Origin of the sequence: Brachyspira alvinipulli ATCC 51933 (assembly GCF_000518245.1) — a bacterium.
GTDB classification, from domain to species: Bacteria; Spirochaetota; Brachyspiria; order Brachyspirales; family Brachyspiraceae; genus Brachyspira; species Brachyspira alvinipulli.
The window spans coordinates 67,592-83,799 of sequence record NZ_KI912403.1 but is presented as its reverse complement, the minus strand read 5'-3'; the positions used below and the strand labels follow the sequence as shown (position 1 = coordinate 83,799).

Genomic DNA, 16,208 nt, shown 5'->3' with positions numbered 1-16,208 from the left:
AAACTTGCATTTTTTGCAACTTTTTGCGGCGGGAAAAAGTTGAATAAAAAAATTATATGACAAAATCAAATACTAATTTTTTTAATTATTTTCGGGACTAGCCCCGAACCACCAGTTCTTTTTGTGACCAAAAGAAGCAGACAAAGTCCGCCTACGGCGAAAGACTGCATTTTTTAGTCTAATTTAGGTTATATTTTACATGTTGTTATTTTTCTGACCATACACTCTAAAAACTTCATCAAATAACCTATATCCTCAATAAACTCGAATACACTTTAAGAAAATGTAAGTATAAAATTATTTCAGTTTATTTAAAATAAATCCGTCAACCTAAAATCCAAAATTATAAATACTAATAAAGTATAAATAAATCTGTTACTTATCTCTTTTTTATTTTCACCCTTTTTGAAATCAATACTAATATTGATTAAATCATCATATTCTACTTCCTCATCAACTTTTGCAGACATAGTAAAAATATCTCCGTCATTTGATGTGAATGTATATGTTATAGTGTCATTATCTCCTAATACATCATTGGTATGCATATCATATTTTTGAGCAAAGAATTTAAAAGCTCCATAGCTTGTATCTATATTTTTTATTTTCTTTATATCTTTTTTTAGATTATCTTTATTTAATTTTATAACTGTAAATTGATTTATAGGCTGTGATAATTGATTATCTTCAATCTGTTTTACCCATTTATCTATAGTTTCATCGTCCATTTCTATAGGAGTTGCCAAACTCATAAAATTATCAGCATTAATTTTTACTTCTTCATCATCACAGTTTAAATATTTTCCATCGCTTGTATATCTGAAAGTTGTTATAAAGTTTTTATCTTTATCATACAAATTCCATATTAAACCAGAACCAAATTTATTCATCAAATAATTATCAATAAAAACTTCTTTAAACAAGTCATAACTCAATATATCACCGTCTATTAACATAATACCTAAAATATGTGAACTATGATTAATAAACTTATCTGCTTCTTTACCCAATTCTTTTATTTTATCTTTTAATTTTTTATCAATACTTTGAGGTACTTTCTTTAATTCTTTATTATTTTTTATATCGAATAAAGTTAAAGTATAATCATTATTGACAATTAATTTATAATCTTCATTCAACTCTTTTTCACCTTTAGAATTGAATTCCAAATTAGGCATACATCTTAATCTAAATTCAGTATAACCTATATTAATTTTTTCAAGTAACTCATTAATCATTTCCTCTGCTTCTTTACGAATTGCACTTTTAGTTGAATTTATATATATTTTATATAATAAACTCTGAGCATATCTGCTTTCTATATTGAAGCTTATCATTGTAAGTAGATTTTTTGATTCAATAGTATAAATTAATTCTTCTATTTTCTTTAAAGCTTCATCTCCTCCGTACATAGCATAAACAAAAGCAGTGATAACTTCATCTTGATTTTTTAAATAAATTTCCTTAGTAAAATTTACAAATGATTTTAAATCAAGTAAATTAACCATATTATCAATTTTTTCTAATTTTTTAATAGTTTTCTTTAAAGACAAATATTCTGAATATATATACTTTATAAGATTGATATTTACTTCTCTTGATTTATCTTTTATTAATACATGGCAATTCTGTATAAATTCAAGTTTCTTATCATATTTTTTAGCATTGTAATTTCTTTCAGCATACTTTTCTGCTTTTTCTATAGTTTTGAAATTATAATTATTTGTAACAAATGAAAGCTCTGATGAGAAATCACTTTCAAGTCTTTTTTTCAATCTTACAACTTTTTTATTTTTATCATCTGCAATAAGCTCATATATTTCTTTAACATTAAATTTTGTTATACTTATAATATCGGCCTTAGGAAAAAATGCCTGCCTATATACTTGAATTCTTGTAGGTAATTTATCCATATCCTTATCATCACAAATTATATTTATAGCTTGTAAACTGTCTAAATTCCAATTTGCTAAAGATTCATAATGATCAAACTTGCGTGCATAGGAAAACAACAACATTACACTAATGACATTTCTTGTATCCCATTTATCAAGAGGCTGATTAAATTCTTCTGTAAAAGCAAACATATGCTCTATATTTGTTACTTTAGACATATTCCAGCTATTTAAAGGCTGATTAAATTTACCGCATGCTCTAAATGCAAATTCCATACTTTCAACATTAGAAGTATCCCATTTATCTAAAGGCTGATTAAAATTTTCACAGTCCGCAAATATATGTTGCATATTTTTCACATTAGATACGTCCCAATCATTAAGAGGCTGATCAAAAGCTTTACAATAACGAAACGTCTTTGATAAATCTTCAACATTAGATACATTCCAATTATTTATATTCTGATTAAATTTCAAAGCCACATTAAACATATTAGACATATCTTTAACATTAGAAACATCCCATTTGTCCAAAGGTCTATTAAATGCTTCACAGCTATGAAACATATCGCTCATATCTTTCACTTTAGATACATTCCAATTATTTAAAGGCTGATTAAACTTTTTAGCACCCAAAAACATGCCAGACATATTTTCCACATTTGAAACGTCCCATTTATTTAAAGGCTGATTAAAATATGTACAACAAGCAAACATATAAATCATGTTTTTCACTTTTGATACATTCCAATTATTTAAATTAGAATTAAACTCTGTCATTGAATATTGTCCCAAAACATTGTAGTCCATATATGCAAACATATAAGCCATATTCTCAACATTAGAAGTATCCCACTCTTCTATGCCATCAAAATCTTTTCTTTCACTTTTATTAAAAAGGTCGCTCATATCTGTAATAAGACTTGTATCAATATCACCAAGTTTTATACCATTGTTGGTGAATACTAATCTTTTTAATTCTTCTTTTGTTGTTGGTTTATATTTTTTCATCAATTTCTCCTAGCATAAAGTTTACAATTATAAAAAATATCAAAAATAATTCTAGAAAACTAAAAATGAATGCAAATTTATTAAATTAAATATTTTATTAAAAATAAATTTGTTCCAAATAGTTTATAGATTTTTAGTAATGTCAGATTCTGCAAATCTTTATTATAATTTATTTATTTCTTCCTTAGTTAACCCTGTTACTTTACTTATAACATTAACATCTATCTTTTCCTTTTTCATATTTTTAGCTAATAAGTATTTTTCTTGCTCTATACCTTCTTTTATACCTTCTTTTATACCTTCTTCTTTGCCTAATCTTCTTTCCTCATCAAGCATTATTTGATTGCCATATAAATATGCCTCTTTCTTTTCATATTCCATCATCATTAACTTACTTTTTACAAAATTATTATATTTTTTCTGTACTTCTTCCATTATAGGTTTTTCTTTTACTATTTCAGACATAGAAACCTCCAAATTTTTGCTTGTAAATATTTTTAACCAGCAATTTAAATCTTTAGTTAATATATTTTTTTTGAATTTTTTTAACTCTATTATATGTATTTGCAAATGGTCAGTGAGTAATTTTTTATTATTCATCTCATAAAGCATATAACAAGAATGTATATTTCTTGTTTTATCTAAATTGAAATTTAATAGATTGATGCTTATAACTGGAGTTAGTTCATCATATCTTTCACCATGTTTTAATAACTTGCTATAATTAGCTGCCCAGTAATATAATATACGCTCTGGAAATCTTGAATTGCCTTGCAATTGTATTTCTATTATGACTACTGAACCATTTTGAGTAATACATTTTACATCAACAATAGTTTCCTTTAAATTTCTGTTTTTTTTCAAGTTAAAAGGTGTTAAAATCTCAACGGAACGAAAAGTTTTCATATTAGCATTGAGCATTATAGAATTGATAAAATCTAAAAGTATAGTTTCACTGCTTCCTTTATCAGTAAAAAGGTAACGTATAAAATAGTCATTCAAAGGATTAAAATATTTTATTTTCTTAGTATTAATTTTTTTTCTCATAAATATATTATACTAAAATAAATATAAATTGTCAAAATTAAATTATTTTTACTATTATCTATATTATTAAGAAAGCATCTTAATTAAAATATTATTTGATTTAATTAAAATAAATCTGTCAATCTAAAATCCCAAATCATTAATACCAATAAAGTATAAATAAATCTTTTACTTACTTCCTCACCATTTTCATTAGTAAAATAAATATCTATTTTTACTCTGTCATGAAAATCAGTTTTTGAATTAACATCTGCATCTATAGTAAAAGTATCTCCGTTCTTTGATTTTAACGAATAACTTTTTACAACATCATATCCTACATACTCACTATACATTTCGTATCTATCACCGAAAGCTTTGAAAGTACCATAAGCTATTTCTAAATTATCTATTTTTTCTACTTCGCTTTTCAAATTATCTTTATCTAATTTTATAATAGTTAATTGCTGTAAAGGCTGTGCTATTTCATAATCTTCAAGCTGTTTTCTCCATTTATTGATAGTTTCATCGTCCATTTCTACAGGGCTTGCCAAACCTATAAAAGTATTATCATCTATTTTTACTTCTTCATCTTCACAGTTTGAATAACTTCCGTCACCTGAATATCTGAAAGTTGTTACAAAATTATCATCTTTATCATATAGATTCCATATCAAAGATGAAGCAAATCTATTCATAATAGCATTATTAATGAAAATATCTTTGAATATATCATAGCTGTATTTCTCTCCGCTTGCTAGTAAAACAGCCAAAAGAGAAGCAGTATTTTTCATAAATGAAGGAATTTCTTTTCTTAATTTTGTTATTTCATCTTTTAAATCTTCCGAAAGATTTTGAGGAGCTTTTTTAAGTTCCTTATTATTTTTTATATCAAAAAGACTCAAAGAATAATCACTATTCAAAATTAATTTATAATCTTCATTTAATACTTTTTCGCCTTTAGAATTAAAGCTAAAATCAGGAGAAAATCTTAATTCAAACTCTTCATAGCTAATATTCATTTTTTTAATAACTTCATCAATCAAATTATAAGCTTCATAACGTACTTCAGATTTTTTTGTATTTGAATATATTTCATGTAATATTCTAAGTGCATATTTACTTTCTATATTTAATTTGATTATTAAAAGTGAAAGTTTAGTATCTTTTTCTTTTTTATATATATTTTTTATAGCCTTATCTCCTCCATATATACCGTAAATGAAAGCGGCTGTTTCTTTATTAGTTTCATTATAAATATTTTTAATAAACTCTATGAATGATTCTTTATCAAGTAAATTAACTATATTATCAACTTGTGTTAATATTTTAATATCTCTTTTAAGAACCAAATACTCTAAATATATATATTTTAAAACTTTAGTGTCAACTTCTCTAGATTTATCTTTTATCAACACCTTATAATTATCATTTATAAAGCTTACTTTCTTATCATCTTTTTTATTGTAATTATTTTCAACATACTTTTCTGCTTCTTCTATAGTTTTGAAATTATAATCATCAGTAACAGATGAAAGCTCTTTGCTATACTCTGTTTCTAATTTCTTTTTTAATGCCATAACTTTTTTATTTGTGTCTTTTGATATTGCATTATATACTTCTTTGACATTTTCTTTTGTAATAGTTATATAATCTCTTGATACTAAATCATATTCTTCTGATATAAAATCATCATCATCATATTCTTCATTATTTTCGATAGGTACATAAACTTTGTGAGGACCATAAAATGCCTGCATATATACTCTAAATCTCAAAGGTAATTTTTCATAGAATCTTTCATAGTTAGCACAGAAATCACTAATATCTGATACTTTATTTAAATCCCAATTTGCTAATGAGTCATAACAATCATAGCTGTCAGTATATTTAAACATTGAGTACATTTTACTTAATTTTTTTGTATTCCATTTATCTAAAGGCTGATTAAAAGAATCGGCAGAATAAAACATAGATTCCATAGTTTTTACATTAGATACATTCCAACTATTTAAAGGCTGATTAAATTGTTTACATCGGCAAAACATTTCATGCATGTTTTCAACTTTTGAAGTATTCCATTTATCCAAAGGCTGATTAAAAGAAAGTGCAGAATGAAACATTGCTTCCATAGTTTTTACATTGGATACATCCCAATCATTAATAGGCTGATTAAATAAATCACATGCATTAAACATATAACTCATATCTTCAACTTTACTAACATTCCAATTATTTATATTCTGATTAAAAGCTTTAGCAAGACTAAACATACCTTTCATATTTATAACATTAGAAGTATCCCATTTATCTAAAGGCTGATTAAAACTAAAACATTCTCTAAACATCCATGACATATTCTCAACATTAGAAGTATCCCAATCTTCTATGCCTTCAAAATCTTTTCTTTGGCTTTTCTGAAAAAGCTCGCTCATATCTGTAATAAGGCTTGTATCTACATCGCTAAGTTTTATACCGTCTGTAAATACTAAATTTTTTAATTCTTCTTTTGTTGATGGCTTGTGTTTCTCCATTAATTCCTCCTGATTTTAATACTGATATACATTGAAAATTTTACGTTCCGTCAAAAATTCGTTTTTTATCTTAATTATTTGCGGGGACTAGCCCCCGCCCCCCAGTTCTTTTACCGATGCTCTGCGTGCCGTAGGCAAGGTACCTTTCGGTATTGGTATAAAATAACCAAAAAAACTACATTTTTTAGTATAAATTTTAGGTTATACCTAAACAATTATATTTTGTCAAAAGTAAAGTTATATTTTTGTTTTGATATCTGGGGCTTTGCCCCCGCTGTGCGTGCCTTCGGCAACCCTACTTCTTTTGCGACCGAAGGAAGTACCTGTGGTATTGCCACAAAGAAGCAAAAAAGCTACATTTGGGCTTTAATTTAATAAAGTTATCTTACATGTAAGACAACTTTAGTATTATTTAGTACTAATTTTACACTTGCACTTTCGCCGCAGGCGTACTTCGTATGGTTCTTTGACGCTGTCCGCCTGTGGCGTGCGGCGGGAAAAAGAACAACAAAAACATTGACAAACTTAAAAATTTTTAGTTTAATTAAAATAAATCTGTCAATCTAAAATCCCAAATCATTAATACTAACAAAGTATAAATAAATCTTTTACTTACTCCATCATCATTTTCATTAGTAAAATAAATATCAATTTTTACTCTGTCATGAAAATCAGTTTTTGAATTAACATTAGCATATATACTAAAAGTATCTCCATTCTTTGATTTTAATGAATAACTTGAAACTACATCATAGCCTATATATTCAGTATACATTCCATATCTTGCACCGAAAGCCTTGAAAGTACCATAAGCTATTTCTGAATTATCTATTTTTTCTACTTCGCTTTTCAAATTATCTTTATCTAATTTTATAATAGTTAATTGCTGTAAAGGCTGTGCTATTTCATAATCTTCAAGCTGTTTTCTCCATTTATTGATAGTTTCATCGTCCATTTCTATAGGACTCGCTAAACTTACAAAACTATTATCATCTATTTTTACTTCTTCATCTTCACAGTTTGAATAACTTCCGTCACCTGAATATCTGAAAGTTGTTACAAAATTATCATCTTTGTCATATAGATTCCATATTAAAGATGAAGCAAATCTATTCATCATGGCATTATCAATAAAAATCTCTTTGAACAAATCGTAACTGTATTTTTCTCCGCTTGCTAATAAAACAGCTAAAAGAGAAGCAGTATTTTTCATAAAGGAAGGAATTTCTTTTCTTAATTTTGTTATTTCTTCTTTTAAATCTTCTGGAAGGTTCTGAGGAGCTTTTTTAAGTTCCTTATTATTTTTTATATCAAAAAGACTCAAAGAATAATCGCTATTCAAAATTAATTTATAATCTTCATTTAATACTTTTTCACCTTTAGAATTAAAGCTGAAATCAGGGGAAAATCTTAATTCAAACTCTTCATAGCTAATATTCATTTTTTTAATAACTTCATCAATCAATTTATCAGCTTCATAACTGACTTCAGATTTTTTTGTATTTGAATATATTTCATATAATAATCTGAGGGCATATTTACTTTCTATATTTAATTTAATTATTAAAAGCGAAAGTTTTGTATCATGTTCTTTTTTATATATATTTTTTACTGCCTCATCTCCTCCATATATTCCATAAATAAAAGCAGCTGTTTCTTTATTAGTTTCATCATAAATATTTTTAGCAAAATTTATAAATGATTCTTTATCAAGTAAATTAACTATATTATCAATCTGCAATAATCTTTTAACATCTCTTTTAAGTAGCAAGTATTCCAAATATATATATTTTAAAACTTTAGTGTCAACTTCTCTTGATTTATCTTTTATTAAAACCTTATAATCATTTATAAAGCTTACTTTCTTATCATCTTTTTTATTATAATTATTTTCAACATACTTTTCTGCTTCTTCTATAGTATTAAAATTGTAATTATCTGTAACAGATGAAAGTTCTTCGCTAAACTCGCTTTCTAATCTCTTTTTAAATGACAAAACTTTTTTATTTGTGTCTTTTGAAATAAGATCATATATTTCTTTGACATTATCTTTTGTAACAGTTAAATAATCTTTATAAGAACCATAAAATGCCTGAAGATATGCTTTGATTCTTAAAGGCAGTTCTTCATACCTTTTAAAACATAAATTACTCATTTCTGATACTTTATTCAAATCCCAGTTTGCTAATGAGTCAAAACAATTATAACCTTCAGCAAAGTCAAACATTCCAAACATTGTTTTTAATTTTTTTGTATCCCATTTATCCAAAGGCTGATTAAAAGATTCAGTGCCTTGAAACATAGCTTCCATAGTTTTTACATTGGAAACATTCCAGCTATTTAAAGGCTGATTAAATTTTAAAGCCTCATTAAACATCTGATTCATATTTTCAACCTTTGAAGTATTCCATTTATCAAGAGGCTGATTGAATTTGAAAGCATTTCTAAACATACCTTCCATAGTTTTTACTTTAGATACGTCCCAATCATTAAGAGGCTGATTAAAATTGACGCATATACTAAACATATAACCCATATCTTCAACTTTACTAACATTCCAATTACTTATATCTTGATTAAAAGCTTTAGCATAATTAAACATAGCCCTCATAGTTGTAACCTTTGAAACGTCCCACTTGTCTAAAGGCTGATTGAAACTTTCCGCTACCTGAAACATACCGCTCATATTTGTAACATTGGATACATTCCAGCTGTTTAAAGGCTGATTGAATTTTTTACAATTATCAAACATTCTAAACGTATCTTGAACATTAGAAACGTCCCATTTATCTAAAGGCTGATTAAAATCCTGACAATAATAAAACATAAAACTCATATGCTTAACTTTAGATACATTCCAATTATTAAGATTATGATTAAACTTAGCTTTAGAACGGTTCTCAAAACTATCATAACTCATATGGGCAAACATATATGACATATCTTCAACATTAGAAACGTCCCAATCTTCTATGCCTTCAAAATCTTTTCTGGTACTGTTATGAAAAAGCTCGCTCATATCTGTAATAAGGCTTGTATCTACATCATAGAGTTTTATTCCGTCAGTATACACTAATTGTTCTAATTCTTGTTTTGTTTCAGGTTTATACTTCTTCATCAATTTCTCCTCATAATAAGTTTACATAATTATAATACGGATTTATAGTATAATATATATCGTATAAATTTTCTATATAAAAAAGAAGTTTATTTTCATATTATAATACCAAAGTTTATATTGTTAATTTATATTAAACATTAATTATAATTCAATAAAATATATAAAAATGTTGAGAAAATCATTTAATATGTTAAAATAATATGGATTTGTATAATTTGGAGTAAGAAATGGCAGATAATAAAAGCATAATAGAACGCGATGAGCTTCACAGCAAAATATGGAAAATAGCGGACGACTTAAGAGGAAGCGTTGACGGTTGGGATTTTAAACAGTATGTACTTGGAATGCTGTTTTACAGATATATTTCCGAACATCTTGCCAACTATATGAATGAAAACGAATGGAAGGCAGGCTATAAAGATTTTAATTATGCAGATTTAAAAGATGAAGATGTTGAACATATAAAAGAATATACTATAGAAGAACAAGGATTTTTTATATATCCTAGCGAACTTTTTGAAAATATAAGAAAAGAAGCTAATAATAAAATCAATAAAGAAGACAGCAAAGATAAACATAATCTTAACGAAAGACTTCAGAAAATATTTAAAGATATAGAAAACTCAGCTAAAGGAACAAGAAGCGAAACAAAAATTGCAGGGCTTTTTGATGATATAGATGTAAACAGCAACAAATTAGGCCCTACAGTAATAAAAAGAAATGAAAGATTAATAAAACTTATAAACGGTATTGCTGATATAGAACTTGGAGATTTTAAAGATCATTCAATCGATGCATTCGGTGATGCTTATGAATATTTGATGGGTATGTATGCATCAAATGCAGGCAAAAGCGGAGGAGAGTTTTTTACGCCTCAGGAAGTTTCTGAACTTCTCACAAGAATTGCAGTTACTGGAAAAAGCAAAATAAGAAGAGTATACGACCCTGCATGCGGAAGCGGTTCATTACTTTTAAAATTCAAAAAGATATTACAAGAAGATAAGGACGAAATATTTTATTTCGGACAGGAAATAAATATCACCACATACAACCTATGCAGAATAAATATGTTTCTGCATGATATAGGTTATGAGAAATTTGATATAGCTCATGGAGATACTTTAACAGAACCCAAACATGTAGACGATGAACCTTTTGATGCAATAGTTTCAAATCCTCCCTACTCTATAAAATGGGCAGGCGAAGACAATACTCTTTTAATAAATGATCCGCGTTATGCTCCTGCTGGAATATTGGCACCAAAATCAAAAGCAGATTTTGCATTTATTCTTCATTCTCTTTCTTGGCTTGATACTGCAGCACTTGCGGCAATAGTATGTTTCCCTGGCATTATGTACAGAGGCGGAGCAGAACAGAAAATCAGAAAATATTTAATAGACAATAATTTTATAGAATGCATTATACAGCTTCCTGACAATTTATTTTACGGCACATCAATAGCCACTTGTATAATGGTATTATCAAAATCAAAGATAGACGGCAAAACTTTATTTATAGATGCAAGCGAAGATTATGAAAAGGCAACTAATAATAACAAATTAAGCGATAAGAATATAGAAGATATTTTATCTTATTTTACAAAAAGAGAAACTAAAAAACATAAATGCTATTTAGCGAAAAAGGAAGAGATAGAAGCACAGGACTATAATTTATCAGTATCCACTTATGTAGAGCAGAAAGACACAAGGGAAAAAGTAGATATAAAAGTATTGAATAAAGAAATTGAAGAAATAGTTTTGAAGGAAGAGAAACTACGTAAAGAAATAGATAAAATTATCAAAGAAATAGAGGGCTGAAAACTATTATGAGTACCCTAGAAAACTTGATAAAAAAACACTGTCCCGACGGCGTGGAATATGTTCCTTTATGGTCAGTTACAATATGGGATAAAAAATTTAATTCAGTTGATAAAGAAAAACAAAGTAATACCATTAAATATAAATATTATTTAGCAGATGAATTAAAGCAGCTAATAGTACCAAATGGAAATGTAAAAATATTAACTACAAATTGTAGTGATTTATTTACTTTAGAAGAATTAGTTAATGACACTTTAACTGATGGCGAAGTAGTATGTATTCCTTGGGGAGGAAACCCAATAGTTCAATATTATAAAGGTAAGTTTATTACAAGTGATAATAGAATAGCTACTTCAATAGATGTAAATAAATTAGATAATAAATTTTTATATTATGTATTAATTAATAAATTAGATTTGATATCTTCATTTTATAGAGGAGCAGGAATTAAACACCCTGATATGTCAAGGGTTCTTGATATTATTATTCCAATCCCTCCAATAGAAATACAAAAAGAGATAGTGCGTATATTAGATGAATTCACATTAAAGACTGCAGAATTACAAAATCTTTTGCATAAAGAATATATTTCAAGAAAAAAACAGTATGAGTATTATAGAGATAAAATTCTTACTTTTGGCGATAATGTACCTAAAATACAACTTAAAGATTTATTTTATACAAAAAATGGTTATACTCCTTCAAAAAGTAATCCAGAATTTTGGTGTTCAGATGATGTCTCTTGGTTTAGAATGGAAGATATTAGAGAAAATGGAAGAATATTAAAAGAAGCTATACAAAAAGTTTCTTTTTCGGCTATTAAAGGAAATGTATTCCCTAAAAATTCTATTATCGTTTCAACTTCAGCAACTATTGGAGAGCATGCATTAATAACATGTGAATCATTAGCCAATCAGCGTTTTACATATCTTATTTTAAAAGATGAATATAAAAATAAATTTAATATATTTTTTCTATTTTATTATTGTTTTAAATTAAAAGAATATTGTTTAAATTGCCTGAATCAAGGAAATTTTGCTTCTGTTGATATGACTAAATTTAATAAATTTGAATTTCCTATTATAGATTTAAAGGAGCAGGAACAAATCGTTAAAATACTTGACCGTTTTGACGCTTTATGTAATGACATTAGTTCAGGGCTGCCTGCGGAAATTGAAATGCGTAAAAAACAGTATGAGTATTATAGGGATAAGTTATTAACTTTTAAGGAGAAGAAAGTTTAATTATTTTTTAAAAAATTTAGATTTGCAGGCTTATTCTTTAAAAATGTTTGTTTAACTTTAAAGGGTGGGCGGGCGGGATACCCTAATTTTGAAAAATGAAAAGTAATCAGCCGCATACCCTTCGGGTACTTCCTCACTTCGTTCGGTCGCGTATAGTTGACATTTGATAATATAAAGCGTTACCGTGCGGGAAGCCCGTATGGCGAATACTTTAAGGAGAAGAAAGTTTAATTATATACTAAAAGTAGAAAGTATTAGTAAAACTTTTATTTCTATACAAAAGGCTTTAGCCTGCGTTTTTTATTTAAATAAAATTTTTTGGTTCTTTTATGAAGTCCGCAGAGCGTATGTGTAGGCAAAAAAGAACACATCATTAAATAGATTTGTAATAATAAAAATACAAATAAGAGGTTATTTTATGGAAAATAAAGAAAACATTGATATCATTAAAATGTCTGAGGAAAGTACTGTTGTCGCTAAATATACACCTATAGAGAGAACAAGAACTAAATATCAAACAGAAGAAGAACTTGAAGAAGGATTTATCAAACAGCTTACCGAACAGGGTTATGAATATGTAAATATAAAAAATGAAAATGATTTGATTAAAAACCTTAGAAAGCAATTAGAAAAATTAAACGATTATACTTTTACCGAAAATGAATGGGATAATTTCTTTCATAACACTATAGCAAACGGTAATGAGAAGATAGAACATAAAACTTTTAAGATACAGGAAGAACGCATTTTTATATTAAAACAGGACAATGGAGAAACTAAAAATATTTATTTAATAGATGCTGATAATATATATAATAATAATTTACAAGTTATTAATCAATATAAAGAAGAAAGTTCAGCGAAAAAAGCCAGATACGATGTTACTATTTTAATAAACGGCTTGCCTATGGTTCATATTGAGCTGAAAAGAAGAGGCGTTAATATAAGAGAGGCATTCAATCAAATAAACAGATACGGAGAAGACAATTTCTGGGTTGGTTCTGGACTTTATCAATATGTACAATTATTCGTTATATCAAATGGTACTAATACAAAATATTATTCAAATACCACAAGATATAGACATATAAAGAATAGTGAACGTCAAGTAAAAACTTCAAATACTTTTGAGTTTACAAGTTTTTGGGCTGATGCTAGAAATAAAATTATTCCAGACTTGGTGGATTTTACTAAAACTTTCTTTTCAAAATTTACTCTATTAAATATATTAACTAAATATTGTGTATTTACTTCAGACAAAGCACTTTTAGTTATGCGTCCTTATCAGATTGCAGCAGCAGAGAAGATTATAAACAAAATTATACTATCTGAAAATCATAAAATAAGATCAAAAAAAGAATCAGGCGGTTATATTTGGCATACCACAGGAAGCGGAAAAACTCTTACAAGTTTTAAAACTGCCACTTTAGCTAGATCGCTTCATTTTGTAGATAAAGTACTTTTTGTAGTTGATAGAAAAGACCTAGATTATCAGACTATGAAAGAATATGATAAATTTCAAAAAGGTGCAGCCAACAGTAACACTTCTACAAAAATATTGAAAGAGCAATTAGAAAAAGATGATGTAAAAATAATTATTACTACCATTCAGAAATTATCAAGGTTCATTCAGAAAAATGAAAATCATGAAGTTTATAAAAAGCATATTGTTATGATTTTTGATGAATGTCATCGTTCTCAATTTGGCGAGATGAATGAAAAAATAAAAAAGGCTTTTAAAAATTATAATATATTCGGATTTACAGGCACGCCTATTTTCAAAAAAGAAAAAGACGATGAAAAATATCCGAATCTAAAAACTACTGAAAATGCTTTCGGAGAAAAACTTCACACATATACTATAGTTGACGCCATTCGTGATAAAAATGTTTTGCCTTTTAGAATAGATTATATTAATACTGTGAAAGAAGCTAAAGATTTTGAAGATAAAAAAGTTAAAGGCATAAATACAGATGATGTACTTTTAAATGATGAAAGAATAAGATTAATAGTAAAATACATAATAGAACATTTTGATCAGAAAACTTACAGAAATTCCAATAATGCCGCTTATAGTCATGATATTATTGTAAATGTAGAGGATATGGCTAAATCAAAGCATAATACTGTTGCAGAAATAAAGAAGAAAGATACAGTTAAAGGATTTAATTCCATTTTTGCCGTATCTTCAATAAAAGCAGCTAAGAAATATTATAAAGAGTTTCAAAAACAAATAAGCGAAACTTCAAGCAATTTAAAAGTTGCTACAATATTTAGTTTTGTACAAAATGATAACAATGACAATTATGATGATACAATTCAAGAAGAAAATTTTGAACCTAAAAATCTTGATGAAGATTCAAGAGAGTTTCTTGAAAGTGCTATAAAAGATTATAATCAAATATTCAAAACAAATTATGATACATCTGATGAGAAATTTGAAAATTACTACAAAGATGTTTCATTGCAGATGAAAAATAATCAAATTGATATTTTAATAGTAGTAAATATGTTTTTAACTGGTTTTGATGCACCTACTTTAAATACTTTATGGGTTGATAAGAGACTACAAATGCATGGACTTATACAGGCCTTTTCTAGAACGAACAGAATTTTGAACTCTGTTAAAACTTTCGGAAATATAGTTTCTTTCATGAACTTAGAAGAAAATACAAACAAAGCTCTTTCTGTTTTCGGTGATAAAGATGCCAACTCTATAGCATTACTTAAAACTTATAAAGATTATTTTAACGGCTACGATGAAAACGGTGAACATGTTTTAGGATACACAGAAATTGTTGATTTACTAAAAACTAAATTCCCTATTAATGAAGCTATTGTTACAGAAGAAGACAAAAAATTATTTATTAAATTATTTGGTGATTTATTAAAAATAAGAAACACTCTTTCTGCTTTCGATAGTTTTAGAGAAGACAGAGAAAAAATACTGTCTGATATAGATTTTCAGGATTACAGCGGAAAATATTCTGATTTATATACAGAGATTACTCAAAGCAAAGAAAAAGATAAAAATAATTCTGAAATAGAAAATATTCAAGATGATGTTGTATTTGAAATAGAACTCATTAAACAAGTTGAAGTAAATATTGATTATATACTTCTAATAGTGGCAAGATACAAAAATGAAAATAAAGACAAAGATACTATAATAGAACATGTTAGAAAATTAATTAATGCAGGTATTGAATTAAGAAGCAAAAGAGAATTGATTGAAAACTTTATTAATCAAATGAATGCTTCCGACACAGATATTCAAGATGAATTCTACAAATACGTAAAAGAAGAAAAAGAAAAAGATTTAATACAAATAATTAAAGAGGAAAATTTAAAAGAAAAAGAAACAAATGATTTTATAACTAGCTGTTTTGAATATGGAGAAATAAGAACTTCCGGAACAGACATTGATAAAATACTTCCTCCAATATCAAGATTCAGCAAGCAGGGAAATAAAATTGAGAAAAAACAAATTGTTGTAGAAAAATTGATGTCTTTCTTTGAAAAGTATTCAGGTTTAATATAAATATTTTAAATACATA

General features: G+C 26.8%; 7 protein-coding genes. 3 read left to right on the top strand and 4 right to left on the bottom strand.

The window, feature by feature from the left end; all coding sequences use genetic code 11:
- Positions 1–311: 311 nt before the first annotated feature.
- From T324_RS0107825 to T324_RS0107810, 4 genes are all read right to left on the bottom strand, one after another.
- Complete coding sequence (locus T324_RS0107825; protein WP_028329731.1) at positions 312–2,906, bottom strand: BspA family leucine-rich repeat surface protein; 2,595 nt, start codon at positions 2,904–2,906, stop codon at positions 312–314.
- A 162-nt stretch (positions 2,907–3,068) separates the two neighbouring features.
- Positions 3,069–3,953, bottom strand: coding sequence for an Rpn family recombination-promoting nuclease/putative transposase (locus T324_RS0107820; RefSeq protein WP_028329730.1), 885 nt, complete (start codon positions 3,951–3,953; stop codon positions 3,069–3,071).
- A gap of 104 nt (positions 3,954–4,057) precedes the next feature.
- Positions 4,058–6,466 carry a BspA family leucine-rich repeat surface protein gene (locus T324_RS0107815; RefSeq protein ID WP_028329729.1) on the bottom strand — a complete coding sequence of 803 codons (2,409 nt, stop codon included), beginning with the start codon at positions 6,464–6,466 and terminating at the stop codon, positions 4,058–4,060.
- Positions 6,467–7,010: 544 nt separating this feature from the next.
- On the bottom strand, positions 7,011–9,584 hold the full coding sequence (locus T324_RS0107810; RefSeq protein ID WP_028329728.1) for a BspA family leucine-rich repeat surface protein: 2,574 nt from the start codon (positions 9,582–9,584) through the stop codon (positions 7,011–7,013).
- A 230-nt stretch (positions 9,585–9,814) separates the two neighbouring features.
- Here T324_RS0107810 and T324_RS0107805 point away from each other — a divergent pair, with 230 nt between their 5' ends.
- From T324_RS0107805 to T324_RS0107795, 3 genes are all read left to right on the top strand, one after another.
- Positions 9,815–11,404 carry a type I restriction-modification system subunit M gene (locus T324_RS0107805; RefSeq protein WP_028329727.1) on the top strand — a complete coding sequence of 530 codons (1,590 nt, stop codon included), beginning with the start codon at positions 9,815–9,817 and terminating at the stop codon, positions 11,402–11,404.
- An 8-nt stretch (positions 11,405–11,412) separates the two neighbouring features.
- Positions 11,413–12,651 carry a restriction endonuclease subunit S gene (locus T324_RS0107800; protein WP_028329726.1) on the top strand — a complete coding sequence of 413 codons (1,239 nt, stop codon included), beginning with the start codon at positions 11,413–11,415 and terminating at the stop codon, positions 12,649–12,651.
- 418 nt (positions 12,652–13,069) lie between these two features.
- Positions 13,070–16,192 carry a type I restriction endonuclease subunit R gene (locus T324_RS0107795; protein ID WP_028329725.1) on the top strand — a complete coding sequence of 1,041 codons (3,123 nt, stop codon included), beginning with the start codon at positions 13,070–13,072 and terminating at the stop codon, positions 16,190–16,192.
- Positions 16,193–16,208 lie beyond the last annotated feature (16 nt).